At 56.1% G+C, this 26352-nt stretch carries 21 protein-coding genes; 10 read left to right on the top strand and 11 right to left on the bottom strand.

The genetic code is table 11. The annotated features are described in order from the left end of the window. Positions 1-178: 178 nt before the first annotated feature. Positions 179-1021, top strand: a complete 843-nt coding sequence (locus ACG1VR_RS00765; RefSeq protein WP_016538627.1) for a 23S rRNA (adenine(2030)-N(6))-methyltransferase RlmJ — start codon at positions 179-181, stop codon at positions 1019-1021. 86 nt (positions 1022-1107) lie between these two features. Next, on the top strand, positions 1108-2460 hold the full coding sequence (gorA, locus tag ACG1VR_RS00760; RefSeq protein ID WP_016538628.1) for a glutathione-disulfide reductase: 1353 nt from the start codon (positions 1108-1110) through the stop codon (positions 2458-2460). A 60-nt stretch (positions 2461-2520) separates the two neighbouring features. Here the strand turns inward: gorA and ACG1VR_RS00755 are convergent, their stop codons facing one another. Beyond that, on the bottom strand, positions 2521-3414 hold the full coding sequence (locus ACG1VR_RS00755) for a Kdo hydroxylase family protein (RefSeq protein WP_395489941.1): 894 nt from the start codon (positions 3412-3414) through the stop codon (positions 2521-2523). An 848-nt stretch (positions 3415-4262) separates the two neighbouring features. Here ACG1VR_RS00755 and ACG1VR_RS00750 point away from each other — a divergent pair. Then, positions 4263-5195, top strand: a complete 933-nt coding sequence (locus ACG1VR_RS00750; RefSeq protein WP_016538633.1) for an omptin family outer membrane protease — start codon at positions 4263-4265, stop codon at positions 5193-5195. 134 nt (positions 5196-5329) lie between these two features. Here ACG1VR_RS00750 and ACG1VR_RS00745 read toward each other — a convergent pair whose 3' ends face one another. Both ACG1VR_RS00745 and ACG1VR_RS00740 read right to left on the bottom strand, forming a co-directional pair. Then, on the bottom strand, positions 5330-6967 hold the full coding sequence (locus ACG1VR_RS00745) for an STY4199 family HEPN domain-containing protein (RefSeq protein ID WP_395489940.1): 1638 nt from the start codon (positions 6965-6967) through the stop codon (positions 5330-5332). A gap of 172 nt (positions 6968-7139) precedes the next feature. Continuing rightward, positions 7140-8558: a PLP-dependent aminotransferase family protein gene (locus ACG1VR_RS00740; RefSeq protein WP_016538637.1), complete on the bottom strand. Its 1419-nt coding sequence runs from the start codon at positions 8556-8558 to the stop codon at positions 7140-7142. Between the two features lie 177 nt (positions 8559-8735). On the opposite strand from ACG1VR_RS00740, the gene ACG1VR_RS00735 reads away from it, so the two are divergent. After that, positions 8736-8909: a DUF1127 domain-containing protein gene (locus tag ACG1VR_RS00735; RefSeq protein ID WP_016538638.1), complete on the top strand. Its 174-nt coding sequence runs from the start codon at positions 8736-8738 to the stop codon at positions 8907-8909. 87 nt (positions 8910-8996) lie between these two features. Further along, positions 8997-9521, top strand: coding sequence for a GNAT family N-acetyltransferase (locus tag ACG1VR_RS00730; protein WP_016538639.1), 525 nt, complete (start codon positions 8997-8999; stop codon positions 9519-9521). A gap of 49 nt (positions 9522-9570) precedes the next feature. Here ACG1VR_RS00730 and ACG1VR_RS00725 read toward each other — a convergent pair whose 3' ends face one another. The 7 genes from ACG1VR_RS00725 to ACG1VR_RS00695 form a co-directional block, all read right to left on the bottom strand. Continuing rightward, positions 9571-9816, bottom strand: a complete 246-nt coding sequence (locus tag ACG1VR_RS00725) for a DUF1471 domain-containing protein (protein WP_016538640.1) — start codon at positions 9814-9816, stop codon at positions 9571-9573. A gap of 194 nt (positions 9817-10010) precedes the next feature. After that, a complete protein-coding gene (locus tag ACG1VR_RS00720; protein WP_395489939.1) occupies positions 10011-13055 on the bottom strand; it encodes an autotransporter outer membrane beta-barrel domain-containing protein in 3045 nt (1014 codons plus the stop codon). 221 nt (positions 13056-13276) lie between these two features. Continuing rightward, positions 13277-13639: a YibL family ribosome-associated protein gene (locus tag ACG1VR_RS00715; protein WP_016538642.1), complete on the bottom strand. Its 363-nt coding sequence runs from the start codon at positions 13637-13639 to the stop codon at positions 13277-13279. Between the two features lie 82 nt (positions 13640-13721). Further along, a complete protein-coding gene (gene mtlR, locus ACG1VR_RS00710) occupies positions 13722-14261 on the bottom strand; it encodes a mannitol operon repressor MtlR (RefSeq protein ID WP_016538643.1) in 540 nt (179 codons plus the stop codon). A gap of 45 nt (positions 14262-14306) precedes the next feature. Next, positions 14307-15455, bottom strand: a complete 1149-nt coding sequence (gene mtlD, locus ACG1VR_RS00705; RefSeq protein WP_395489938.1) for a mannitol-1-phosphate 5-dehydrogenase — start codon at positions 15453-15455, stop codon at positions 14307-14309. Positions 15456-15620: 165 nt separating this feature from the next. Next, entirely contained in the window at positions 15621-17540 is a 1920-nt protein-coding gene (locus ACG1VR_RS00700; protein WP_016538645.1) for a PTS mannitol transporter subunit IICBA, read from the bottom strand. A 477-nt stretch (positions 17541-18017) separates the two neighbouring features. Next, entirely contained in the window at positions 18018-18617 is a 600-nt protein-coding gene (locus ACG1VR_RS00695) for an NAD(P)H oxidoreductase (protein ID WP_395489937.1), read from the bottom strand. A gap of 101 nt (positions 18618-18718) precedes the next feature. Here ACG1VR_RS00695 and ACG1VR_RS00690 point away from each other — a divergent pair, with 101 nt between their 5' ends. The 5 genes from ACG1VR_RS00690 to ACG1VR_RS00670 all read left to right on the top strand — a co-directional run bounded on the left by ACG1VR_RS00690 (position 18719) and on the right by ACG1VR_RS00670 (position 25294). Next, the gene (locus ACG1VR_RS00690; protein ID WP_395489935.1) at positions 18719-19603 is read left to right on the top strand and encodes a LysR family transcriptional regulator; all 885 of its coding nucleotides are present in this window, start codon (positions 18719-18721) and stop codon (positions 19601-19603) included. 71 nt (positions 19604-19674) lie between these two features. Then, positions 19675-20283: a glutathione S-transferase gene (locus ACG1VR_RS00685; RefSeq protein ID WP_172568792.1), complete on the top strand. Its 609-nt coding sequence runs from the start codon at positions 19675-19677 to the stop codon at positions 20281-20283. 68 nt (positions 20284-20351) lie between these two features. Next, a complete protein-coding gene (gene selA, locus ACG1VR_RS00680) occupies positions 20352-21740 on the top strand; it encodes an L-seryl-tRNA(Sec) selenium transferase (protein ID WP_395489934.1) in 1389 nt (462 codons plus the stop codon). After that, the gene (gene selB / locus ACG1VR_RS00675) at positions 21737-23575 is read left to right on the top strand and encodes a selenocysteine-specific translation elongation factor (RefSeq protein ID WP_395489933.1); all 1839 of its coding nucleotides are present in this window, start codon (positions 21737-21739) and stop codon (positions 23573-23575) included. Before selA ends, selB begins: the two co-directional genes overlap by 4 nt. A gap of 180 nt (positions 23576-23755) precedes the next feature. After that, positions 23756-25294 (top strand): aldehyde dehydrogenase family protein, encoded by a 1539-nt coding sequence (locus ACG1VR_RS00670; protein WP_016538652.1) that lies wholly within the window; start codon positions 23756-23758, stop codon positions 25292-25294. Between the two features lie 148 nt (positions 25295-25442). On the opposite strand, the gene fdhD is transcribed toward ACG1VR_RS00670, so the two are convergent. After that, on the bottom strand, positions 25443-26234 hold the full coding sequence (gene fdhD / locus ACG1VR_RS00665) for a formate dehydrogenase accessory sulfurtransferase FdhD (RefSeq protein WP_395491143.1): 792 nt from the start codon (positions 26232-26234) through the stop codon (positions 25443-25445). Positions 26235-26352 lie beyond the last annotated feature (118 nt).

Below are 26352 nucleotides of genomic sequence, written 5' to 3'. Positions count from 1 at the left end.
AAACGATTACCTTGCCTGGCTGCGACGCTATCCTGGTAATTTGACGCTTTTATGACACATTTATGTTTTGAAACGCTTTCGCCCCAATTGAAACAGCGCCGCGTCCGGGCGGTAATCTGCCGCAATCTGCGGTAAACTGTGGGAAATTTGTTTTCTTATTTGCGGAACTCCAGCCCCCATGCTCAGCTATCGTCACAGCTTCCACGCCGGTAACCATGCCGACGTACTGAAACACACCGTTCAAAGCCTGATTATTGAATCGTTAAAAGAGAAGGAGAAACCGTTTCTCTATCTCGACACCCACGCAGGCGCCGGTCGTTACCAGCTGAGCAGCGAGCATGCGGAGCGCACCGGAGAATATCTGGAAGGCATCTCCCGCATCTGGCAGCAGGACGATTTGCCCGCCGAGCTTGAGGCCTATATTGGCGCGGTGAAGCACCTGAACCGCAGCGGCAACCTGCGCTATTACCCTGGCTCCCCGCTAATTGCGCGCCACCTGCTGCGCGAGCAGGACAGCCTGCAGCTGACCGAGCTGCACCCGTCTGACTTCCCGCTGCTGCGCTCCGAGTTCCAGAAAGACGCCCGCGCCCGCGTTGAGCGTGCCGACGGCTACCAGCAGTTGAAGGCGAAACTGCCGCCGGTTTCCCGCCGTGGCCTGATCCTTATCGACCCGCCGTATGAGATTAAAACCGACTACCAGGACGTGGTAAAAGGCATTGCAGAAGGCTACAAGCGTTTTGCCACCGGCACCTACGCGCTGTGGTATCCGGTCGTACTGCGTCAGCAAATTAAACGCATGCTCCGCGAGCTGGAAGAGACCGGTATTCGCCGCATTCTGCAAATTGAGCTGGCGGTGCGCCCGGACAGCGACCAGCGCGGCATGACCGCCTCCGGCATGATTGTTATCAACCCGCCGTGGAAGCTTGAGCAGCAGATGACAAACGTGCTGCCGTGGCTGCACAAGAAGCTGGTTCCTGCCGGTACTGGCTCGACGACGCTGAGCTGGGTTGTGCCGGAATAACGGCCGTCCCTTTCACAGTAATTGGTAGAACCTTTATCCCGGCGCGCTACAATCGCGCCTTATTTTCGACTCAAAAGGGAAACATCATGACCAAACATTATGACTACCTCGCCATTGGCGGCGGCAGCGGCGGTATCGCCTCGATTAACCGTGCGGCAATGTATGGGAAGAAATGCGCACTGATTGAGGCGAAAGATCTCGGCGGCACCTGCGTGAACGTGGGTTGTGTACCGAAAAAGGTCATGTGGCATGCGGCACAAATCGCCGAGGCGATTCACAACTACGGCCCGGATTACGGCTTTGATACCACGCTGAACCACTTCGACTGGGACAAGCTTATTGCCAGCCGTACCGCATATATCGACCGCATTCACGCCTCTTACGACAACGTATTAGGTAAAAACAAAGTTGACGTTATTCGCGGCTTTGCAAAGTTTGTGGATGCCCACACCGTTGAAGTGAACGGTGAAACCATCACCGCAGACCATATTCTGATTGCCACCGGCGGCCGCCCAAGCCACCCGAACATTCCGGGTGCGGAATACGGCATCGACTCGGACGGCTTCTTTGAGCTGCCGGGCCTGCCTAAGCGTGTTGCCGTTGTTGGCGCAGGTTACATCGCGGTAGAAATCGCAGGCGTGATTAATGCCCTGGGTTCTGAAACTCATCTGTTCGTGCGCAAGCATGCGCCGCTGCGTACTTTCGACCCGTTAATCGTCGAAACGCTGCTGGAAATTATTGAAACAGAAGGCCCGACGCTGCACACCAACGCTATCCCGAAAGCGGTAGTGAAGAACGCAGACGGCAGCCTGACGCTTGAGCTGGAAGATGGCCGCGCTGAAACCGTCGATACCCTGATTTGGGCGATTGGCCGCGAACCGGCTAACGACAACTTCAACCTGCAGGTGACCGGCGTTGAGCTGGATGAAAAAGGCTACATCAAGGTCGATAAATTCCAGAACACCAACGTGGCTGGCATCTACGCCGTGGGCGATAACACCGGCGCCGTTGAGCTGACTCCCGTTGCGGTAGCGGCCGGTCGTCGTCTGTCCGAGCGCCTGTTTAACAACAAACCGGACGAGCACCTGGACTACAGCAACATCCCAACCGTCGTGTTCAGCCACCCGCCAATCGGCACCGTTGGCCTGACCGAACCGCAGGCTCGCGAGCAGTACGGCGAAGACAACGTGAAGGTGTATAAATCTTCCTTCACGGCGATGTACACCGCCGTGACCTCTCACCGCCAGCCGTGCCGCATGAAGCTGGTTTGCGCTGGCCCCGAAGAGAAAATCGTCGGCATCCACGGCATTGGCTTCGGCATGGACGAAATCCTGCAGGGCTTTGCGGTGGCGCTGAAAATGGGTGCGACCAAAAAAGACTTCGACAACACCGTGGCTATCCACCCGACCGCGGCGGAAGAGTTTGTCACAATGCGTTAATGGTTTAATGCCATGAAGTAAGATGAAAGAAGCTCACCCCGGTGAGCTTCTTTTTTTTCGCTAAATGAGCGGCTTGCGCAGCAGGCCTTCCAGCACCTTCAGGGGAGAGTGCTGCGGGCTTTGCATCGAATCCACCGGCAGCAAGAACGTCTGCTCCAGCATAAACTGCCCGCCCATTGCCGCGTGCGGCGTCTGGTCGGAGAAACAGATCCAACTGCTGCCAGCCGGGAACTCAATGGCCACCTGCGGTCCCTGTTTCTGGTAATCAGCATCAGCTTTCATCGCATCGTGCATTTGCAGCATCAGGTGGTCGTAATGGCTGCGGCGGCTTTTGGTGATCCCAACAGCATTTTGCAGCCAGCTGCTTACCGGGGAATAGTTTTTCAGCCGCGGCAAAAAACGCTCCGCCAGCGTCGGGAATGCTTCACCTACGCGCCAGCTGCGGCCTTCGCCAGTTGGATTGATGTTGGTAAAGATTCGCAGGATGCGCTCGCCGTAGTTAGGCCGGGAGGGGAAAGCATCCACATGCAGGCGACTGTCATCTTTACGCCAGGAAGTGCTCCGCGTCCATTGCGTAACCGGGTGCAGCCGCAGGCTGTTGGTTGGCGTATGCAGCGCCTGCTGATATTCCGGCAGAATAGAACCGATCAACTGGAGGCAGGATTGATAGTGGCGCTGTAATAAAGCCCGTACCGCGGGTTCCTGCTCAGCCACGGCGACGCCGGTTAACTTATCCTTCAGCGGTTGGTAACTGATGTTCTTACGCTTAGGGTCAACAACGGCGGGGTTAAGGAGCGCCTGTTCATGCGCCGTTAGCGTGAAGGCCAGCTGCGGCAGGAAAATGACTTTGCCCTGCTCGAGCTCGCTAACGGCGGAGTCGGGCTGGTCGGCTCCCCAGTGAGAAAGCGCGTGAGTATGAGTGGCGGCATTAAGCGATATATTTATATCCGACATAGCAATATCCTTGCGGAATATCCGGATGTATTTATTTCGCAGGTGAATATCCGGAACGTTTTATTTGAGAAATATAAGCGAATGAATCCGCCACAGATGGGCAGATTCAGGCATAACAGGGAATACTGCCAGTATAGTAACAACCCAATTTCAATATTAAACAAAACCTAAACACCGCATCCAACACCCAATAAAAGCGCACAAAATCATAAAGTAACGCTAAGTGAATATTTCACCGGGAAATACAGGATTTAAATTATTTAAGAATTCATTATCAAATAATGCTAAAAATAATAAAGGCCTGTTATTCAGGCCATTTATTATTATCACGCATCTGTAAAAAAGTATTCAGGCGAAACTTCAGCTTTTCCAGCTGCGTGGCGGCGGCCTCATTTCGGGCATTAACCGTTATGTCCGGCCAGGGGTGTCCGCCGTCATCAAGCCACATTGTCCGTTAGTCATCTATCGACGCAGCGTACAACGGCAACCTGGAATCAGCGTTGATCGACATTCAACTTCAAAGGTTCAGCGCCTGCTACAGAAAATTCACAACAAATACATATGAATAGTTATGATATATCCTTGTAACAAAAAGCTACAATTTTAATTATCTTTAAAATCAAACAATTCACCGCTCAAATATTCACCAGATGAAAATAATCTTTTCCCTGTTAAAAGACTCCTCTTAGAATACGCCCCGCCACACCGGGAAAGACAAACTAATAATAAGTTTCAACAACATAATTTATCGCGCAACGATAAGCCCCAACAGGCCTCTAACCCGGCTTCGCGGGGTTTATTTTTGCAACACCAAACCAATGATTTTATATAAAACAGACTGATACATCATGCACAAGCAAAAATACCTGCCTGCGGCCGCCGCATTACTGTTTAGCCCGGCGCTGTTCGCTTCGAGCAATTTTAACTTTTCACCAGATGCCGTAACCGCTGATATTTCTACCGGAGTATTGAACGGGGAATCCAAAGAGCTTGTTTATAATCAAGATCATGGAAGTAAATTAAGTGAGTTGAAATGGAAAATTAAAAATACCCCTATTATAAAGGGCGGTATTAGCTGGGATGCACAGCGCTATATTACCCTCAACGCTAACGGCTGGACGACCCTGGCCTCTCGCGGTTCACATATGTCGGACTACGACTGGCAAACCCCGGGCCAGAGCCACTGGAGTGACAAATCTACCCACCCCGACACCAGCCTGAATTACGCTAATCAGTTCGATCTCAACCTGACGGGCTGGGTTCTGAAAGAGCCAACATATAATTTTGGGGTCACCACCGGCTACCAGGAAACCCGCTACAGCTGGACGGCGAGAGGCGGCTCATATGACTATTTTAATGGCGCGCTTATCGGCGAATTCCCGAAAAATAAACCAGGCATTGGCTACAGCCAGAAATTTAGCCTGCCCTATATCGGCCTGACCGGCAGCTACCGTTACCAGGATTTTGATTTAGCGACACAATTTAAATTTAGCCCGTGGGTTAATGCCCGTGATAATGATGAGCATTATATGCGCCAGCTCAGCTTTAGCGAAAAAGGCAGCAACTCTAATTATTACTCGGCTACCGTTTCTGCCGGTTATTACGTCACGCCAAATGCCAGAATTTATACTGAATTAACCTGGACGCGTTTCGCAGAAGCCAAAGCATCAACCAGGACCTATGATAATAAAACCGGTGAAAGCTGGTATCAGGGCGGTGATGCAGCAGGCCTGAGTAACGAGAGCTATACCTATGGCGTAGGTATTCAGTACCGCTTTTAAATGCCGATAAGGGTCTGCCGCAAGCAGACCCTTATTGTTAATAAGCGCCTGATTATCTCGCACACTGAATCACGTTCCTGCGCGGTATTACGATTAACGAAGAGTTTGAGCAGCCCGCAGGCCGCTCTGCACGGCTAGCGCATCGCGTTGTATATCGCCTGCTGGATTTTCACCGTCTGCTCGTCTACCGGGACCGCGTCCAGCCCCTGCGCTTTTGCTTCTGCGGCACGTTGTTTTTGCGCTGCAAAGCGTATTTGGGCACGATCAACTTCTTCTTTCTGGCGCTTAACTGCCGCATCAGAACTACAGAAGACGGCCAAAAACTGCTTTCTTAGAGAAGTGAGCTTTTGCCCATTTTTCATGCCCAGCTCTGTAGAGCCAATCAGGCGGCGGCACGGGCGCGCCTCATCCATTTGCGGGCGATATTGCAACAAAATAGTCAGCACATCCCGGTAATCTGCCGCCAGCGCCTGCTCGGCAAAATAGACCTTCCAGTTCATTCCACCCTGCATAAACAGCCGCACAATACGCGTATCGTTGCGGTTGATGGCCGCCCGCAGATTATTTTCATCCCAGGTGATGCCCATATTCGCCAGCATATCCCGCGGGCTATTGTATTCCGGCCGCTCTTTAGCCTGAACCACAGTGCTGACTACCGGCGCTGCCGCCGCAATTTCAGGCTTGCCGGAGATCTCACTCAACATATACAGGCCAAGCACCGCAACAGCCACAACGGCTACGCCGACCACGGACCATAGCGCAGTAGAAATAACGCCGGTCGTATCCTGCTGTTTTTTAACGCCGCGAGGATCGTAGCGCTCGATAGAATCCCTGATTTCTTCGGCGTCCCCTCCCTGCGCGGAATGGTTTTTACGAGCCAGCTCGAGGTAGCTCTGTAGCGCGGTATTATCGGCCTCAAGCAGCCCCGCCGGGTTCACTTTGCTGCGCCCCTCGCTAAAGGCTTTCTGCACCGCAGAGCTAATTTCGCCGTAATAGTTGTCCAGCAGCGCGACCTGAACGGTGGTCAGCGGCTGTTTGTGCATCAGGTCGTTACGGATCTGGCGAACGCCATCGAGGAAGATTTGCAGGGTTTTGCGCTGGTCGATAAGAAAACCGAGCTGAGGCGCGCCCCGGTAAAGTTTGGCGTAATGATGGGCAAACTCTTTTTTATCCACCACCAGCAGCGCCAGCTCGCTAAACTTCATGCCGCTAAGCACATCACCCCGCTCGCCCCGCTTCAGCCAGCGGCGAACCTTATCGGCCCCAAACTGCGATTTTAGCTGATTAACCAGCTCCGCCTCGCTGCCCCAGGCCTGGTTCACCAGCCCTTTGAGAATCAGTTCTATGCCGCGCATCTGGCGCTGTGCGCCCTGCTGTAGCCCGTCTACGTCGGAAGACAGCTCGGTAGAATAGCCCAGCAGCGGCTGTTTAAAGCGAACGTACTCAAGGTAGCTGCAAAAACGCAGCGCGGCGAGAAGCTGATTCTGGGTGACTTCCTGCCCGCTCTCATACTGCGGCACCAGCTGTTGCAGATGGCGCAGCAGCAGCGTGAATTGAGAAATTTCAGAGTCGTTAAGATTAAGCCTTTTTGCCACCGCACCCCAACTGCCAAGCGCCATTCGCGCCTGCTCCAGTTGCTGAAAAAACCATTGCGGATCTTTGCCTTCGGCGGCACGAATGTTCAGTAACGGCAGGATCTGTAGCGAGGCCTGACGAATAATCCCGAGGCAGGTTTCAAAGTGCTCCCGCATCTGCAATGTTGCGCTGCTCATGATCGTCCTTTGTCGATGTCCGGCATAGCGTTGCCGAACGCAGAAAAAACTGCATTTTTCCGCCCCAGGCGGCTATTTTTTATGGTTATTCACGCTAAGGCCAAACTTCGCCATTAGAGCCGAGTGTAGAACAAGCAAACGACAATCAATGGCGATAAAAAGAGCAATTTACTCAGGCATTTTCCATTGCACAGCCCACAATCTCTCCGAGCGTTTTCAACGCCGCTTCGGTTGCGGGATTGAACGGCAAAGCATAGTTCAGCCGCAGGCAGTTGCGATACTTCCCGGAGGCGGAAAACAGCGAGCCGATGGCGATATGAATTTTTTCCTCGCGCAGCGCCCTGCCGAGGCGCACGGCATCCACGTTTTCCGGCAGCTCAATCCACATAATAAAACCGCCCTGAGGACGGCTGACGCAGATGCCGCAAGGGAAATAATGCCGCACCCAGCAGGTGAACAGATCGAGATTGCGCTGGTAGTGCAGGCGCATACGCCTGATGTGGCGATGATAGTGGCCGTTGCGGATAAATGCCGCCACCGCCTGTTGCGTAAAGGTGGCGCTGCTGCCGGTGCCGATGTATTTCATATGCAGCGCCCGGTCGAGGTAGCGCCCCGGCACTATCCAGCCCACGCGCAGGCCTGGCGCAAGCGTTTTGGAAAACGAACTGCACAACAGCACGCGGCCATCCACATCGAGGGATTTAATCGTCATCGGGCGCGGGTATTCATAGGCCAGCTCGCCATACACATCATCTTCAATAATCGCGATGTCAAAACGCTGGGCAAGGTTAAGCACCGCTCTTTTGCGGGCATCCGGCATGATAAAGCCGAGCGGGTTATTGCAGTTAGGGACTAAAAATACGGCCTTAATTGGCCACTGTTCCAGCGCCAACTCCAGTGCTTCTACGCTGATCCCGGTGACAGAATCCGTAGGGATTTCAACCACCTTAATACCGTAACCGCGCAGCATCTGCATGGTGCCGTGAAACGAAGGCGACTCCACCGCCACAATATCTCCCGGTTCGCATACCGCGCGAATAGCAATCGACAGCGCTTCATGGCAGCCGTTAGTGACCACAATATCGTCGACGTTAATCACGCAGTTGCTGTCCAGCATCAGGCGCGCAATCTGCTCCCGCAGCGCTTTTACGCCGTACATGCCGTCGTAGGCCAGCATATCCGCTTCCTGGTACTGCGCCAGCCGCCCCATTTCCCGCCACAACGGCTTGATGGTTGACTGCGTGAGGTCCGGAGAACCGCTGCCAAAAGCCACCAGCTCGCAGTCCTGTCTGGAATTTACCAGTTCCAGCACCGCATCCCACTGCGTGACCTCTACCGGGCGCTGCACCGGGCGGGTCAGGGGTGGCACCGGCGGCACGGCTTTGCGCGGTGCCACAAAATAGCCGGAGCGCGGCTGGGGAGAAATCAACTGCTGATCTTCCAGAATATGGTAAGCCTGCTGGACGGTGCTGATACTAACGCCGTGTTCGCTGCTCAGGCTGCGAACCGAAGGCAGGCGCTCACCGCTTTGATATAAGCCCTGCTCAATACGCTCCGCCAGCAGCGTGGCAAGATGTTGGTAACGCGTCATGCTGTATCCTCACCCGGAACCATACAGAAGGAAAAATCAGTACAGAATGTGCAAAAAAATGCCATTCAACCGCTGTTTTAGCGCTTCTGTATGTTAAAGAAAAGTAATTTCTGAATCTGTCTGCTTTTAGCCCGCTGGCGGATGATAGCTCCCGGAGCAACAGCGAGGAGCAACATCATGGGCTTTGATGAAAATCACCACCGCAGGCCGTTTCACGGTCTGGTTATGCTTTACCAGTATTTCCGCCGTATCAGGCAGCGCCGCCAGACGGTACGCGCCCTTCGCGAGTTAAGCACGGAGCAGCTCAGGGATATGGGGTTAACAAGGGATGACTTATCGCGCTGGGAGTGAAGACTAAGCGGTGCCTCAGGGCTGGCGCCGCTTTTTATTTACTGCTATCAAAGAGGCTACTAAGACGATAAAAAAATAAGGAGCCCGATGCACATTCTGACCCCTCGCCTGACCCTGAGCCAGGTAACCGAACAGGACTGGCCGTTTTTCTGCTACCTGCAACAGCACCCGGACGTCATGCGCTATATCGATGAAGCGCGCCCTGAGGCCGAAATTCGCCGTGTCTTCGACTTACGCCTGCCCGAGTGGCTGCCGGAAAGCCGCCACTGGCTCAGCCTGGTCATGCGGCACCAAAAAACCGGCGTGCCGATAGGCATTACCGGGTTTGTTCGCCGCGAGGACGGCATAGCGGAAGTCGGTTTTATACTCGACCCGGCATTTCACGGGCAGGGCTACGGATATGAATCGCTGTATGAGGTTTGTGCTTTTGCATTCGCCGAAATCGGCATTCGTAAGCTAATAGCGACCGTGACGGCGGGAAATATCCCGTCAAGAAAAGTGCTGGAGAAAGCAGGATTTCAGCTTGAAGGCACGCTGCGGGAGAATTACTGGCTGGGTGAAAGCTGGCAGGATGACTGGATCTTTGGCCTGCTCGAGAGAGAATTCAGATAAAACACGGGCCGCGCAAGGCGGCCCATACAGCGTGATTTGTCTTTACGGCTTAGTTGTAGATTTCAGCAACGCCATACAGTTTGTTATCGCCACCGGCAGAGATGATGCGGATAGATTTCGCGCCAGCCTGCTCGGCTTTTTGCTGTAACTGATGTTGTAGGCTATCCAGGTTAGAAGCGCCGCTAGCGGACACGGTACCCAATTTCTGGCTGCCTGCCTGCTGAGTTTCAGCGGCAAAACCGGAGAAGGAAGCGGCGAGAGTCAAAACTACGGCAAAATATTTGATGCTTTTCATGATGGTCACCCTTAATGTTTGGTTTCAGAGAAGGCTGACTGCCTTCGATGAAATAAGAATAGCGCCGGGCAACTTCGTTTGTTAGCGGAACAATTCGCTTATCTTATTCAAAATTACTGAAAAAAATTAATCACTAAGGCTAACCGGGAAATGGCCTCACGCCGGGAACCGCCGCAAGGCCATGATGGACGGGATCACCAGCTCCAGCGCACGCCGACATTACCGGTAACAATGCGCTGATGCTCGCCGCCAAGATTGGTGAGGTAACCTGTAGTGGCGTAGAGGCTGCCGTTCTGGCTCACCTGCGCCACCAGCCCGGCGCCGACCTGCCCGGCGGTTTGACCAACCTGATTCGTCAGGGTGGTGCTGGCATCAAAGTCTGTTTTGTCATCCTGGCCAAACGAGCGCAACACGTTAAGGCGCAGGTACGGTTTCCAGCTAATGCCGCCTGCGTCAAACGCCCATTGCAGCCGCGTCCCCACCCGCCCCTGCCAGACATTGCCATTATTCCAGCGGACGTCAGACACGCCGTCGTTCAACGAGTCCAGAGAGGTTCTCTGCCACACCAGCTGCGCCTGAGGCTCAAGCGTTAAGCCCTCACTCAGCGTGAAAGGCAGCCCCGTTTCTACCGAGCCGGTGATGGCGTTGCCGTCGGCAGAGCCGCTCACGCCATTGTTAGAGCTGGTGTTCAGGCGTAGCACGCTGCCCATTAACACCGCGTCGGTATACCAGCCGGAAGGTGCGACCCGCGTCCAGTAGCCGCCGTAGTTGTAGTTATTGAGCTGCAACTTGCCTACGCCCATGCCCTGTTTTGCCAGCGCAAAACCGCCTACATCGCCGGTGGCTCTTGAGAAGCCAAACAATACGCCCGCATGGTTGCTGGCCCCGCCGTCTTCGGTGCTGGCGTATAGATCCTGCCCGAGCTGTAGTCCCCACAATGTGCCATTGAAGGAAGGATTAACGTCGCCGCTTTGGCGAATATCCGCGTGGCTGCCCCAGCTACGTGCCCAGAAGGCCGGGGCCTTATTATTGCCGCCGAGCAGGCTCTGCTCGCCCTGTCGGTCATGGAAGGTGTCGATTTGTTGTAGGTTAAGCTGGCGCGCGACCGCAGGCGCTTCGACATAGAGCGGGACTTCAGGCCGGTAAACATTTAGCGTCTCGCCGCCGCCGGATGTCTCATCTCCTTTTCCTGCCTCAATAATGGAGTCAGGCGTCCCTTCTCCCGGCGTAATCGGGGTCACGGTTTCCGGAGGCGTTGGCGTGCCTTCATCCGGTGGAACGGGCACGACGGGCTGAACAACAACAGTATTACGCAGATACCAGCTATTACTGCTGCCATCCGAAACCCCGCCCTTTGCAAGATAATAAGAATACGCCCCGGCGCTGATGGTTCCGCCGGACAGGTGGAAGGCGTTTGCCGCGCTGGTCGCGCCGTTGATAGCCTGCACAACCTGGATCCCGTCCGCATTGGTTTGCGCCCCGACGCCGCCGCTGTTGGTCACTTGCAGCGTGCTGCTGCCCGAAGCGCCACCGCCGCTGAGGATAAGCTTGTCGGATGCGGCTCCGTCGCCCGCCAGCACCGAATTTAGCGCAAGGACGCCATTCTGCCCGACGTAATTACCCGCGACGGTCAGACTATTTCCCACCCCGCTACCGCCGAGCTGGACTAACCCGGCGTTGCTCAGATTGCCGTTAATCTGGAAGTTGCCCAGTGCGCCGCTGGCCTGCGATGGCAGCGCGTTAGCCACGGCTATCGTGCCGTTATTGGTTACGTCGCCGTTCACCGTACCATAGCCGCCAAGCGTAGCCCCGGAGGCAACCGTTGCGCCGCTGGCAAGCGAAGCGGAGGCATGAGCACTATCTCCGAGCAGCAGCGTTCCTGCGCTGACGTTGGTGCCTCCGGTATAAGTGTTAACGCTATTGAGTACTAAGGTGCCGCCTCCCGCTTTTTCCACCGCTCCGCTGCCGCTGATAGCGCCCGAATATTCACCCTGATTATTTTGCAGGAAGCGCACCAGCCCGCTGTTGTTTACCGACAGCGGCAGGTTGGCCGAGTTGGCCTGCAAGGTCGCTCCGTTGCTCACCGCTGCCGTTACCGAGGCGGTGGTGGTGCCCAGCGTTCCGGTTAAGTCGAGCGTGCCTTTTTGGATTAACGCCGTAGTGAATGCCCCGGTTCCGGCCCAGGTCCAGTCGCTGCCCGTCATATTCAGCGTCTGAAAGTTGGTAAAGGCGCTATCCGCCGTGCCGGTCCCTTCCAGCGTGACGGAGTTGTTACCCCTTCCGCCGTCGGCCAGGCCGACAATCTGCGAACCGGTCTGAAGGATCAGCGAAATGCTGCCGTTGCCGCTCAGGATAGCCGTCCCGCTTCCACCCTGAATCAATCCGGCATTGGTGATGGTGATATTGCCGTTGGTGGAGCGAATACCGATCCCGTTATTACTGATTATCTGCCCACCCGCCAGGTTATTAATGGTGGTGTTAAAGCTGCTGCCGAGCGTATTCGCCACCACGCCGTCAACGCTGCCGCTTGAGGACGCCGTTCCTTTTGACTGAATCAGCCCGCTGTTATTCAGCGTGGCATTGTTGCCCTGCAAAAATACCGTTGGCGCGTCTCTGCCCGTGGTGGTCAACGTCCCGCTGTTATTAACCGTACCGCTCCCGCCCAGCAATGAAATAGCCCTGGCGTTGTTGCCAGAGGTCGTTACCGTCCCGGTGTTGGTAATCGTATTCCCCGAAGCTCCGGGGTTACTTTGCCCCCAGGCGGCGGTCATGCCGTAGGAATTATTGCCGCTGGTGGTAATTGTTCCGTTATTAATCAAAGTGTTGTTATTACCGTTAGCGGCCATACCGTCGTTGTAAGCGCCCGTAGTGGTCAGCTTTCCCGCCGCCCCGTTGGTCACGGTATTGTCGTTATTGGTGCCAATCAGCAGCGCGCCACGGTTAGCTACCCCGGTACCGTCTCCGGATAAAGTTAACGCACCGTTATTGGTGATAGCGCTGGAAGTGTCGACGGAAAATGGGGTGGGCGAAGTGCCCAGCGTGTAGCTGCCCGAAGCGGTTGAATCGATATTGAGAGTGACATTGCTACTGCCGGTGACGGCAACAACCGGGGGCGTATTTGCGCCGCTACAGGTCACGGAAGTGCCGCTTGCAGGCGCAACGGAGGTACAGGCCGCGCTAACAGCGCCGGTGAAACCAGCAAAACAAACGGGAACCAGAGTGAGGGCTTTTATTTTCATGTTTTCTCTCGCATCAAGAAAGATAAACAAATTTCAGCAGGTTGAGTTGGCAGTCCCTGCCATTACGTCATGAGAGAAAAGGGGATATTTCCTGTATGACCCTGAACGTTATTCGGGGCGCAAAGAAGCATCACCCGGCTCTTAAATATAGAGTCGGGTGATAATTTGTGAGAATTTTCTACTAAATTTTTCCGGTTTATTTCACCGAAAAGAGAGCGCTATCAGAAATCGATGCGGGAGAAGCCGGTCATTTCGGTCAGTTCCATCTCGCGGCCCAGGGCCGTCATCGGATGAACAATCACCAGGCCACGCACGCTCTTCTTGAACTTGCCCATGTCGGCCTGCTCTTTCTTGGTAATCGGGCGTTTAAACGGCATCGCCATCAGTTTCTGGGCTTCTTTGCTCAGCTTCTGGTTACGCACCGCCTGCAGGCGGGCAATTTCAATTTCCAGCTTCTGCTTCTCTTTATCCAGCTCGGCGTATTTTTCCGCCTCGTTGATCAGGTGCAGTTCTGGCATTTCGTGACGGATGGCGTCCAGACGATCGCTGAGACGTTTAATTTCTGCTTTTTCGATTTCTTTCATTTTTGACTAACCGTGAATAAATTGCTTTGCGGCAAGGATACACCATTCGGCGTAAGAGGGCGAAAGAGGACTGAAGCCGGGGCTATTTCTTGAAAGCTTTTTTTAAGCTGATCCGCGAGATCAGCTCGGTCAGGGAAAGTACCATCGTGGAGCGGACAATTTGCATGTAGCGCTGCCGCTGCATCGCCAGCAGCTCCGGGTCGCTGCCGTCAACAAAGGTCGGCGTCGGCGGCATCGCCGCTACGCAGTGCAGCTCGCCAAACGGACCAAGAATTTCGTCGTCGGTAAAGCTGTACTCATTGCCGTCGTGATTAAGCTCTTCGCGTAAAGCCATTAGCAGCTCGCAGTCTTCATACTCGGCGCGGTTCAGCACGCCCAGCCCGTAGATAAGCTTCAGGCGCACCGACAGGTCGCCCAGCGGCCCGTCGCCATCCAGCAGCGGTTCCACCGCGTATTTCACCGCGTAGTCATCTTTACGGAACACCTGGAGCACCAGAATATTCACCGCTTCGGTCAATAATTCGACGGCAGCAATCAGCAGGCTACGGACGGTTTTGCCGGCATTAAGACGCTCAAGCACGCGGTTTTCAAAGGCCTGGGTTTCTTCCATTTTTGCCTGCATCACTAAAAATGTTTCAGGAGCGGCGTCCACCGCTCCTGCATAGGGTTACGCTATGGCGTTATACGCCTTCACCGCCTCGGTAACGGCTTCGCTATTGGCATCCAGACCAGAGACTTCTGCCAGCGCCGCCTGCGGGCCTTTATCCGCCAGCAGTTGCTTCAGCTCCTGAGCCTGCGGGTCCTGCTCGCTGTGGTAGTGCATCGCCGCCGCAATCCCTTTGATCAGGTTGGCGTGGCCTAAACCGTACTCAAGGGTGCCGAGCAGCGGTTTCACCAGGCGGTCCCCGGCGCTGAGTTTACGCAGCGGCTGGCGGCCAACGCGTTCCACATCGTCTTTCAGATAAGGGTTTTCGAAACGACCAAGGATTTTCTTGATATACGCCGCGTGCTTGTCGGCCTCAAAGCCGTAACGCTTAATCAGCACCGCGCCGCTCTCTTCCATCGCCCCTTTCACTACGGCGCGAACTTTCTCATCAAGAATGGCATCGCGGATAGTCTGGTGCCCGGCCAGCTGACCGAGGTACGCGGTTATAGCATGCCCGGTATTCAGCGTGAAGAGCTTGCGCTCGACAAACGCCATAAGATTATCAGTAAGTTCCATGCCAGGAATGTTCGGTAGCTCACCTTTGAACTGAGTTTTATCCACAATCCACTCGCTAAAGGTTTCAACGGTCACTTCCAGCGGGTCGTTAGTGGCGGACTCGGACGGCGGAACGATGCGGTCAACGGCGGAATCAACAAAACCTACATGCTGCTCAACCCACGCCCATGCGTCTGCGGAGAGGGCTTTCTTCACATGCTCTTTGAGCTGGCTGGTGCCGCGCACCATGTTTTCGCAGGCGATAATGTTCAGCGGCGCTTCGTTGCCGTTAGCGCGGCGCAGTTCCAGACCTTTAGCCAGCGTAGGCGCGATGCGCTCAAGCACGACCGGGCCGACGGCGGTGGTCACTAAATCAACCTGAGAAATCAGCTCAACGACTTCGTCGCCGATGCTGCTGACGGCATTCACGTTGGAAACGGTATCAACCTGCTGCTGCTCGCCCACAACGTGAACTTCATAGCTGTGACGCGCGTTCAGGGCATCCAGCACGACCTGGTTCACGTCGGCAAAGGTCAATTTCAGGCCGGCATCCGCCAGCAATTTGCCAATAAAGCCACGACCGATATTACCTGCACCAAAATGTAATGCTTTCATTGCGTTAACCTTCCTGATTATTTCACCCGTAAGGGCTGGGGTAAGGATACTGTGTACGAATCCCCTCACCCTAGCCCTCTCCCCAAAGGGGAGAGGGATAATTCTATGCCCCTGTAGTTCCCCCCTCGCCCCTCCGGGGAGAGGGTCGGGGTGAGGGGCAAGCCCTTATTTCTTACCGGCCAGCAGATCCAGCACTTCCTGGACGCTGGTGGTGTGCGCCAGGCGTTCAATCACCGACTCATCATCCAGCGCGTTGGTCAGGCTGGTAATAACCTGAATGTGCTCGTTATTGCGGGCGGCAATGCCGATAACCAGGCGGGCAATGTCTTCCGGCTCTTCGCCGAAGTGCACGCCTTCAGGGTACTGGCAGAACACCACGCCGGTTTTCAGCACGCGGTCTTTAGCTTCTACGGTGCCGTGAGGAACCGCGATGCCTTCGCCCAGGTAGGTCGGTGTCAGTTTTTCGCGCTCAAACATCGCGTCAACGTATTCCGGCTGAACATAGCCGCCGTTTACCAGTTGCTCACCGGCGAAGCGAATAGCTTCTTCTTTGGTGCTCGCTTTCAGGCCGAGGAACACGTTACCCGCGCCCAGCTTGAATACGCCTTCTTCGCTGGAAACAAAGCTGTCTTCCAGGCTGTGCATCACCTTCACTTCTTTGTCGCTCAGGTTCTGAGAGGCAACCAGGCGCTCAACCAGGTTGGCATACAGGCTGCTGTCGAGGAAGTTGGTCAGGGAGATATGCTGTGCCTGAGGCACCTGGCGCATAGCGCGCTCGGTCAGGTCGCGGTGGGTAATCACCAGGTCAACATCGTCCGGCAGGCTGTTGATTGCGCAGTTGGTCACGGAGATGTTTTTCAGGCCCGCGTCGTTCACTTTCTTACGCAGCACGCCCGCACCCATGGCGCTTGAACCCATACCAGCATCGCAGGCCACGATAATTTTGCGTACGTGGCTCAGGTCGTTAGACAGGCCAGCACCTACCGCCAGCGGCGCTGCGCCACCTTTGGACTCGGCTTTCATCTCCTGCATACGGCGAGCCGCAGCTTCGATGTCGTCTTCTTCTTTCACTTTGCTGGTTTTCAGCAGAATGGCGGAAACCACGAAGGAGACAACCATTGCCGCACAGATAGCTGCGATGTTAGCGAAGTAAGCGCCTTTCGGGGTCATCGCCAGAACGGCCAGGATAGAACCCGGAGAAGCCGGGGAAACCAGGCCGCCGTTCAGTACGGTCAGGGTGAACACGCCGGTCATACCGCCGAGGATAACGGCCAGGATCAGACGTGGATTCATCAGCACATACGGGAAGTAAATTTCGTGGATACCGCCCAGGAAGTGGATGATAGCCGCGCCGCCAGCGGACTGCTTGGCGTTACCGCGACCGAAGAACATGTACGCCAGCAGCACGCCCATACCCGGGCCCGGGTTAGCTTCAATCAGGAAGAAGATGGATTTGCCCAGCTCGTGGGACTGCTGAATACCCAGCGGCGAGAAGATGCCGTGGTTGATGGCGTTGTTCAGGAACAGGATTTTCGCCGGTTCTACGAAGATAGACGCCAGCGGCAGCATGTCGTGCACAACCATGAAGTTAACGCCCGCCGCCAGAACCTTGGACAGAACTTCAACCGCAGGGCCAATCCCCATGAACGCCAGAATCGCCAGGATCATCCCGATGATACCGGCAGAGAAGTTGTTCACCAGCATTTCAAAGCCGGACTTAATTTTACCGTCGACCCACTTATCAAAGTGTTTAATCGCCCAGCCGCCCAGCGGACCGGCAATCATTGCGCCGAGGAACATCGGCATATCCGCGCCGACGATAACACCCATGGTGGTGATAGCACCCACCACGCCGCCGCGGTCACCGCCAATCAGGCGGCCACCGGTGTAACCGATTAACAGCGGCAGCAGGTAAGTGATCATCGGGCCTACCAGCTTCGCCAGCGTCTCGTTTGGCAACCATCCGGTGGGAATAAATAAGGCCGTGATAATACCCCAGGCGATAAACGCCCCGATATTTGGCATGACCATATTGCTGAGGAAACGACCAAAGCTTTGCACTTTGATCTTGATATCGGATGACATACTCGTACCCCTTGTTGGTGTTACGCGCTGGGAAGCAGCCCGAGGTTTATTGTTAACGTAGCGGCAGGGTCGCCGGCCTGATGCAGTAAAGTGAGGCGAATCTGGCACTGAATCGTTTAGCTGTCCAGCCGACGACAAAATATGTGACTTAGATCACCAATAATCAGGGATCACCCGCCATCATTGAGTGATCAGCGTCACAAAATGTTTGTGTAAAAAAAATACACGGCTGCTTTTTTAACCCTGATTGACCTTTTTATGTGACAAATATCACATTTACTTATGACGCCTTTGTTATTTATTTGTGATCTATCTCACAAGATATTTTCAGGCAGATTAATCCGAGTGTGATCCAGTTAAAATATGGCAGTTGACAGCGGGCGAACATTAATTGCGCGATGAAAGTAAATTACAGCGAAGCGGGGGCGCGTTGAGAGGAAGCAAGCGCGACGAAAAACGCCGCGCCCTGATGGATGATTATTTAGCTAAATCCACGACAATGCCGCGGGCCTGAGCAAACAGCTGCTGATAGTGAGCATCGCTATCGCCAATGCCCTCTTCCACGCCGATGGTGTTATACAGAAAGTCGATTTTCGCATCCTGCACGCCCAGGTAGCCCATTGAGCCATTGATGAAGTCGGTCATGTTCTTTTCCCAGCCGTATTTCACAAAGCCTTCCTGCGAGCCGCCCACCAGCGCCACCCAGCGAATTTTTTTGCCGCCCAATTTACCGCCGGGACCGTAACCCAGGCCGTAGTTCCACACCCGGTCGAGGTAGCCCTTGAGCATCGCCGGGAAGCTGTACCACCACACCGGGAACACCACGACCACGGTATCTTTGTCTTCTATCTCGCCAAACAGGCGGTGGACTTCCGGGGAGTATTGTTTTTCAGGGTTGTTCCAGTCCGGCTCGTCGTCCACGCCCAGCGCCGGATCAAAGCCGCTGCGGTAGAGATCAAGAGAAGAGACGTTGATGCCGCGCTCCGCCGCCTCGCCCTGAATTTCCTGTACCACCTGCGCGGTTAACGAGTCGCTGCGCGGATGGGCCCAAACAATATACATATTCTCTGATTTCATGGAGTTATCTCATCCTGTTGGGAAGTGACATCCACTTTACGGCCCCCGGATAATTCTGTAAAACGTAGTATTTAAGATGGGTTAATGAAAGGTTTTCACTAATGGCGCTGAATTTTTCCGACTTTGCGACCTTTATCGCCGTGGCTCGCCATAAAAGCTTCCGTGCCGCCGGGGACGAGCTTGGGCTGTCGCCCTCCGCCATCAGCCACGGCATCAAACAGCTGGAGCAGCGCCTGAAAATCCGGCTGTTCAACCGCACCACCCGCAGCGTGTCGCTCACCGAGGCGGGGTTTAACCTGTATGAGCGTCTGCGCCCGGCCTGCGACGAAATAAACACCATTCTCGACGAGGTGAATTCGTTTCGCGATACGCCGATGGGCACCCTGAAGATCAACAGTTCCCGGCTGGCTTCACGCCTGATTTTAATGCCGCTGGTCGCCGGGTTCACCCGCCGCTACCCGGATATCAAAGTTGAAATCACTACCGACGACCGGCTGGTGGATATCGTCAAACAGGAATATGACGCAGGCATTCGCCTGAGCACTACTGTGGAAAAGGACATGATTGCGGTGCCGATTGGCCCGAAGGCAAAAATTTGTGTAGTCGCCACGCCGGAATACCTTGCGAGCTACCCGGCGCCCTCACATCCGCGCGAGCTGGTGAACCATTGCAGCGTGGTTTTCCGCTACCCAAGCGGCCGACCGTATTGCTGGGAGTTTTACGGGCCGGAAGGCAAGCTGGAGGTTTCGCCGTGCGGCAACATCGTGGTGGACGACCTCGACTCCGAACTGGAGGCCGTGCTGTGCGGCGCCGGCATCGGTTATCTCTATCAGCCGCAGGTAGCGGACCACCTCGCAAGCGGCAGGCTGGTTTCCATGCTGGAGCCCTGGCTGCCTGACCTCCCGCCCTTCCAGTTCTACTACCCGAGCCGCCAGTACATGCCCAGCACGCTGCGCGCCTTCGTCGACTACATAAAAGAGCAGTAGCCGTAGACATTTCCGCCAATGTTGGGTATCTGTTCCATACTTACCCCGTGTTGGCGAAAATGGATAATGTCATGAAACTGATCGGCAATTACACCAGCCCGTATGTGCGTAAAATCTCGGTGATCCTGCTGGAAAAAGGGCTCACATTTGAGTTTGTAAACGTTAATCCGTGGGTTGATGACAGCCCGGCACCGCAGTTCAACCCGCTGGGCAAAGTGCCGACGCTGATTACCGATGAAGGTGAACAGTGGTTTGACTCTCCCATCATCGCCCAATACCTTGAGCTGCTCGATATTGCCCCCGAGATTATTCCGCGCGACCCAAAAGCAGCGCTAAAAGTTCGCCAGCTCGAAGCCCTGTCTGACGGCATTCTCGATGCCGCGCTGACCTCAGTACGCGAGAAGTTCCGCCCGCCAGAGCAGCAGTCCGAAGAGATTCTGGTGCGCCAGCGCGAGAAAATTAGCCGCGCGCTCGACATGCTGGAGCAGTACGCCGCAGATGGCACTCTGACCGCCGAGCCGCTGAACCTCGCTAATATTTCCGCTGCCTGCGCCGTGGGCTATCTCAACTTCCGCCGCGTTTCGCCGGGCTGGTGCGTAAACCGCCCGCACCTGGTGAAGCTGGTCGAAAAATTGTTCCTGCGCGAGAGTTTTGCCCGTACAGAACCGCCCGCAGCATGATCTGCGGCCAGGACAGGGGGCTTTGTCCCCCTGTAAACTAACCAAAATATTCTACTTCAGCCTCTGCCATGACAATCGCTCAAAAACTCTTTAGCCATCTTCCGGCGACTGACCGCCTGCTGCGTGATGCCGCCTTTACTTCTCTGCTTGCCGAATTCGGCCACACTCGCGTGGTTGCCGCCGTCAGAACGCTGCAAAACGAAGCGCGGGAACACATTCGCGCCGCCGGCCAACTGCCGGACTGGTGTGAAGACTGGGCGAAGAAAACGCGAGCCGTACTGCAAAACGGCCAGCGTAGTGCCTTACAGCCGGTGTTTAACCTCACCGGCACGGTGCTGCATACCAACCTTGGCCGTGCTTTACAGGCCGAAGCGGCCATTGAGGCAGTAAGCGAAACCATGCGTTCTGCCGTGACGCTGGAATACTCGCTGGACGATGCCGGGCGCGGCCACCGCGACAGGGCAATAGCCGATCTGCTGTGCGAGCTGACCGGAGCGGAAGATGCCTGCATCGTCAATAACAACGCGGCGGCGGTGCTGCTGATGCTGGCCGCCTGCGCGGGCGGCGGAGAAGTCATCGTCTCTCGCGGGGAACTGGTAGAAATTGGCGGGGCATTTCGCATCCCGGACGTCATGCGCCAGGCAGGCTGTGGGCTGGTAGAAGTCGGGACAACTAACCGCACCCATCTAAAAGATTACCGTGCAGCGGCGGGGGAAAATACCGCCCTGCTGATGAAAGTCCATACCAGCAACTACCATATCGAAGGCTTTACCAAAGCGGTGAGCGAGGCGGAACTGGTCGCGTTAGGCACCGAGCTGAACCTGCCGGTAGTGACCGATTTGGGGAGCGGCTCGCTGGTGGATTTAAGCCAGTGGGGATTGCCGCCGGAGCCGATGCCGCAGCAGCTCATTGCCGACGGCGTAAGCCTGGTGAGTTTTTCTGGCGATAAACTGCTCGGTGGCCCGCAGGCGGGCATTATCGTCGGCAAAAAAGCGCTTATTGAACGCATCCAGAGCCACCCGCTGAAGCGCGCGCTGCGTGCCGACAAAATGACGCTTGCGGCGCTGGAGGCAACGCTACGCCTGTATCAACACCCGGAAACGCTGGCCGAACGCCTCCCCACGCTGCGCCTGCTGACGCGCAAAGCCGAAGAGATCCATCTTCAGGCTTGCCGTCTGTTACCTGCTTTTGAGCAGCGCTTTAGCGAGCAATTTACCGTACGCGTTGAAGATAGCCTCTCGCAGATTGGCAGCGGCTCCCTGCCGGTTGACCGCCTGCCGGGCGCGGCGCTGACCTTTACCCCGAAAGACGGGCGCGGCTCTTCCCTCGCCGCTCTGGCACAGACCCTGCGCGAGCTGAAACGCCCGATTATCGGTCGCATCACCGATGGTCGCCTGTGGCTGGACCTGCGCTGCCTTGAGAATGAAGCATTGCTGCTGGAGGTGATTGCCCTGTGATTATCGCTACCGCCGGACACGTCGATCACGGCAAAACTACCCTGCTACAGGCGCTAACCGGCATAAACGCCGACCGCCTGCCGGAAGAGAAAAAGCGCGGCATGACCATCGACCTCGGCTATGCCTACTGGCCGCAGCCCGACGGCAGAGTGATTGGTTTTATCGACGTGCCGGGTCACGAGAAGTTTCTGGCTAACATGCTGGCGGGCGTCGGCGGCATCGACCATGCGCTGCTGGTCATCGCCTGTGACGACGGCGTGATGGCGCAAACCCGCGAACATCTGGCCATTTTGCAGCTAACGGGCAACCCAGCGATCACCGTGGCGCTCACTAAATCCGACCGCGTCAGTGAAAGCCGCGTTGAAGAAGTAAAAGCTGAAGTCATCGCGTTGCTGGGCGATCCCCAGGCAGCCATTTTTGTTACCGCGGCAACAAGCGGAGCAGGTATTGAGGCTCTGCAACAGCATCTGCGACAGCTCGGCGAACGCCCTCACGCCACCGCGCACCGCTTCCGCCTTGCGATAGACCGGGCCTTTACCGTGAAAGGCGCGGGGCTGGTGGTGACGGGCACGGCGCTGAGCGGCCAGGTTAACGTCGGGGACACCTTATGGCTGACCGGAGCCGACAAACCGATGCGCGTGCGCGGCCTGCATGCCCAAAATCAGCCGGTTTCCACCGCGATGGCCGGGCAGCGCATCGCGCTCAATATCAGCGGTGATGCGGAAAAAGCAGACCTCAGCCGCGGTGACTGGCTGCTTAGCGAAAAACCGCTATTGCCGGTGGAGCGGGTCATCGTCGAGCTGCAAACCCTGCACCCGCTCCAGCAGTGGCAGCCGCTGCACATTCACCACGCCGCTCGCCACGTCACCGGCCGCGTCTCGCTGCTGGAAGACAACCTGGCCGAGCTTGTACTGGATGTGCCGCTGTGGCTGGCGGACAACGACCGCCTCGTGCTGCGCGACATCGGTGCCCGCACCACGCTTGCAGGTGCCCGCGCCATCCTGCTCCACGCGCCGCGGCGCGGTAAGCGCCAGCCCGCCTTCCTGAGCTGGCTGGCAGAATTAAGCAACGCCGGAGATGACAACCAGGCTCTGAAAGCGCATTTAAAGCGGGGATCGGTGCAACTGGCCGACTTCAGTTGGGCACGCCAGCTCACGGCGGAAGGACTACAGGCGCTGATCAACGCGCCCGGCTATTTGCAGGCGGGCAGCGCGCTGCTCAGCAACGAAGTAGCCGCCCGCTGGCAGCAGAAGCTGCTCGATGTACTGGAACGCTACCACCAGCAGCACGACGATCAGCCCGGACCTGGCCGAGAACGCCTGCGCCGCATGGCCCTGCCCGCCGAGGACGAAGGCCTGGTGCTGTCGCTTATCGAACGGATGCGTGGCGAAGGCCTGCTGGTTAGCCGCCAGGGCTGGCTACATCTTCCGGGGTACGAGCCTGGATTTTCCGCAGCACAACAGGAAGTGTGGAGCAAAGTCGATGCTCTGTTTGGCGACGAACCGTGGTGGGTGCGAGACCTGGCAAAAGAGACCGGGCAGGAAGAGCAGGCCATGCGCCAGCTATTAAGATCCGCCGCTCAGCAGGGGCTGGTCACCGCGATTCTTAAAGATCGTTATTATCGGAACGATCGCCTGCAAACCTTCGCCGATCTGATCCGCGAAATGGATCAAGTCCACGGTGCCACCAGCGCAGCCGACTTCCGCGATAAGCTGGGCGTTGGCCGCAAACTGGCAATTCAGATTCTGGAGTATTTTGACAGAACCGGCTTTACCCGGCGGCGCGGGAACGAGCATCTTCTCAGGGACAGGGCGCTATTTTTACCTTCAAACTGAGGTTATCCCGGTGTAGGTTCCGGGAGAGAACAGACAGGTGTTCACGGACAAGGTGAACACCTGTTCGGTATAGCGGGTAAATATTCGATCCGTGAGCCACGTCGTAAAGCAGATGCCAGGCGGCGAAGAAACAAGCAATGCCATCTACCCTTGAGAGTGAACCGCTACAAGGAGACGGCTATGACAAATAATCCTCCCGATACCCGTATCATCCCCGGCGAATATGGCTTTCCGCTTAAACTGAAACCCCGCTATGACAACTTTATCGGCGGCAAATGGGTCGCTCCCGTGGGCGGCCAGTATTATGAAAATCTGACACCCATCACCGGCCAGCCGCTGTGCGAAATCGCCAGCTCCGGCAAGGCCGACATCGACCTGGCGCTGGACGCCGCCCACGAAGCAAAATCGGGCTGGGGGCAAATGTCCGTTCAGGAACGCGCCAACATCCTGCTGAAAATCGCCGACCGCATGGAGCAGAACATCGAGCTGCTGGCGACGGCGGAAACCTGGGATAACGGCAAGCCCATCCGCGAAACCAGCGCCGCCGACGTGCCGCTGGCCATCGACCACTTCCGCTATTTCGCCTCCTGCATTCGTGCCCAGGAAGGCGGCATCAGCGAAGTGGATAAAGACACCGTGGCCTATCACTTCCACGAGCCGCTCGGCGTGGTGGCACAAATTATTCCGTGGAACTTCCCGCTGCTAATGGCTAGCTGGAAGATGGCTCCGGCACTGGCCGCGGGCAACTGTATCGTACTGAAACCCGCTCGGCTGACGCCACTTTCTGTTCTGCTGCTGATGGAGTTGGTTGGCGACCTGTTGCCCCCAGGCGTGATTAACGTGGTTAACGGCGCGGGCGGCGAGATAGGCGAATACCTTGCGACATCCAAACGCATCGCCAAGGTGGCCTTTACCGGCTCCACGGAAGTCGGCCAACAGATCATGCAGTACGCCACGCAGAACATTATTCCTGTCACACTGGAGCTGGGCGGTAAATCCCCGAACATCTTCTTTGCCGATGTAATGGATGAAGAGGACGCCTTCTTCGACAAAGCGCTGGAGGGCTTTGCGCTGTTCGCCTTTAACCAGGGCGAAGTCTGTACCTGCCCGAGCCGCGCGCTGGTGCAGGAGTCCATCTACGAACGGTTTATCGAACGTGCGATTCGCCGCGTGGAAGCCATTCGCAGCGGCAACCCACTCGACAGCCGCACCCAGATGGGCGCTCAGGTTTCTCAGGGACAGATGGAAACCATCCTCAACTACATCGACATCGGTAAGAAAGAAGGGGCGGATGTACTGACCGGTGGGCGTAGAAAAGCGCTGGCGGGCGACCTGCAATCGGGCTATTACCTGGAGCCAACCATACTGTTTGGCAAAAACAACATGCGCGTATTCCAGGAGGAGATCTTCGGCCCGGTGCTCGCCGTCACCACATTTAAAACCGTGGAAGAAGCGCTGGAGCTGGCGAATGACACGGAATACGGGCTGGGCGCTGGCGTATGGAGCCGCAACGGCAGCCTGGCCTACAAAATGGGGCGCGGTATTCAGGCCGGGCGCGTGTGGACTAACTGCTACCACGCCTACCCTGCACACGCGGCGTTTGGCGGGTATAAACAGTCCGGGATCGGGCGTGAAACCCACAAGATGATGCTCGAACATTATCAGCAGACCAAGTGCCTGCTGGTGAGCTACTCGGATAAACCTTTGGGGCTATTCTGAGGATTGACCCTCTCCCTGGAAGGGAGAGGGAACGATTTGGCTCCCGCTCCGCTACTTTCCCCCTATTCCCTTTGGGGAGAAGGCCGATACTCCTTCCACTTCTTTCCCCCTCTCCCCTCTGGGGAGAGGGCCGGGGTGAGGGGAAAATCTAGCGTAACCGCTGAGGATGGGTGTAAACGGTGGCGCGGCCGGGGCGGTTGAAGCCCACCAGCGTCAAATTGCTGCGCTGAGCCACTTCCACAGCCAGCGTGGTGGCCGCCGAGACGGCGAATAAAATCTCTACCCCGCACATCGCGGCTTTCTGCACCATTTCATAGCTTGCACGGCTGGAGACCAGCGCTGCGCCGTTATGCCACGGATTACGGCTGCGAACGCCCAGCATTTTATCCAGAGCGACGTGGCGGCCTATATCTTCCCGCCCATCCAGAATATTGCCTTCTGCATCAAGCCACAGCGCCGCGTGGGTACAGCCGGTTAACTCCCCAATGGGCTGGTAGCTGCGCATTTTACCTAACGGTTCGTCCAGCGCGGCAAGCGTGAAGGTCTGGGTAAACGGCAGCGGCGGCACCGGGCGGCCAATATCGCTCAGTTGCTCAACGCCGCATACGCCGCAGCCGGTGCGCCCGGCCAGCGCCCGGCGTCGCTCCTTCAGCCCCATAAAACGGCGGCTGGAGAGGTCTATCCGCACTTCAATGCCGTTACAAGACTGCAACACATCCATGCCATAAATCTCTGACGGGCTTTCAATGATGCCTTCCGAAAGGGAAAAACCGAGCGCAAAAGCTTCCAGATCTTTTGGCGAAGCCATCATCACAACGTGCGAGATGCCGTTGTAGACCAGCGCAACGGGCACTTCTTCAGCCAGCCAGTCGGTTTCAGCCTGCGTGAGATTGCCCCGATGCCACAGCTCTATGGTGCTGGCGCCGGTTATCTTATCCATCTCTTTTTTGTCAGACCCGTCAATTTTATTCACTTTGTTTTAACCTGCCGGGAACACCATCACGACCATTGTGGTATTCTGGAAATACCCCTTCTGGATGAAGGGAAGTAAGCCATCA

The sequence above is a fragment of the Cedecea davisae genome (assembly GCF_044095835.1).
Classification (GTDB): Bacteria; Pseudomonadota; Gammaproteobacteria; order Enterobacterales; family Enterobacteriaceae; genus Cedecea; species Cedecea davisae.
This window is presented reverse-complemented; position numbering and strand designations above follow the sequence as displayed.

What these genes read in the sequence shown, in the direction of transcription:
- ACG1VR_RS00765 (WP_016538627.1), top strand. Translation starts at nt 179, where the DNA reads ATGCTCAGCTATCGTCACAGCTTCCACGCCGGTAACCATGCCGACGTA.
- gorA (WP_016538628.1), top strand. Translation starts at nt 1,108, where the DNA reads ATGACCAAACATTATGACTACCTCGCCATTGGCGGCGGCAGCGGCGGT.
- ACG1VR_RS00755 (WP_395489941.1), bottom strand. Translation starts at nt 3,414, where the DNA reads ATGTCGGATATAAATATATCGCTTAATGCCGCCACTCATACTCACGCG.
- ACG1VR_RS00750 (WP_016538633.1), top strand. Translation starts at nt 4,263, where the DNA reads ATGCACAAGCAAAAATACCTGCCTGCGGCCGCCGCATTACTGTTTAGC.
- ACG1VR_RS00745 (WP_395489940.1), bottom strand. Translation starts at nt 6,967, where the DNA reads ATGAGCAGCGCAACATTGCAGATGCGGGAGCACTTTGAAACCTGCCTC.
- ACG1VR_RS00740 (WP_016538637.1), bottom strand. Translation starts at nt 8,558, where the DNA reads ATGACGCGTTACCAACATCTTGCCACGCTGCTGGCGGAGCGTATTGAG.
- ACG1VR_RS00735 (WP_016538638.1), top strand. Translation starts at nt 8,736, where the DNA reads ATGGGCTTTGATGAAAATCACCACCGCAGGCCGTTTCACGGTCTGGTT.
- ACG1VR_RS00730 (WP_016538639.1), top strand. Translation starts at nt 8,997, where the DNA reads ATGCACATTCTGACCCCTCGCCTGACCCTGAGCCAGGTAACCGAACAG.
- ACG1VR_RS00725 (WP_016538640.1), bottom strand. Translation starts at nt 9,816, where the DNA reads ATGAAAAGCATCAAATATTTTGCCGTAGTTTTGACTCTCGCCGCTTCC.
- ACG1VR_RS00720 (WP_395489939.1), bottom strand. Translation starts at nt 13,055, where the DNA reads ATGAAAATAAAAGCCCTCACTCTGGTTCCCGTTTGTTTTGCTGGTTTC.
- ACG1VR_RS00715 (WP_016538642.1), bottom strand. Translation starts at nt 13,639, where the DNA reads ATGAAAGAAATCGAAAAAGCAGAAATTAAACGTCTCAGCGATCGTCTG.
- mtlR (WP_016538643.1), bottom strand. Translation starts at nt 14,261, where the DNA reads ATGCAGGCAAAAATGGAAGAAACCCAGGCCTTTGAAAACCGCGTGCTT.
- mtlD (WP_395489938.1), bottom strand. Translation starts at nt 15,455, where the DNA reads ATGAAAGCATTACATTTTGGTGCAGGTAATATCGGTCGTGGCTTTATT.
- ACG1VR_RS00700 (WP_016538645.1), bottom strand. Translation starts at nt 17,540, where the DNA reads ATGTCATCCGATATCAAGATCAAAGTGCAAAGCTTTGGTCGTTTCCTC.
- ACG1VR_RS00695 (WP_395489937.1), bottom strand. Translation starts at nt 18,617, where the DNA reads ATGAAATCAGAGAATATGTATATTGTTTGGGCCCATCCGCGCAGCGAC.
- ACG1VR_RS00690 (WP_395489935.1), top strand. Translation starts at nt 18,719, where the DNA reads ATGGCGCTGAATTTTTCCGACTTTGCGACCTTTATCGCCGTGGCTCGC.
- ACG1VR_RS00685 (WP_172568792.1), top strand. Translation starts at nt 19,675, where the DNA reads ATGAAACTGATCGGCAATTACACCAGCCCGTATGTGCGTAAAATCTCG.
- selA (WP_395489934.1), top strand. Translation starts at nt 20,352, where the DNA reads ATGACAATCGCTCAAAAACTCTTTAGCCATCTTCCGGCGACTGACCGC.
- ACG1VR_RS00670 (WP_016538652.1), top strand. Translation starts at nt 23,756, where the DNA reads ATGACAAATAATCCTCCCGATACCCGTATCATCCCCGGCGAATATGGC.
- fdhD (WP_395491143.1), bottom strand. Translation starts at nt 26,234, where the DNA reads ATGGATAAGATAACCGGCGCCAGCACCATAGAGCTGTGGCATCGGGGC.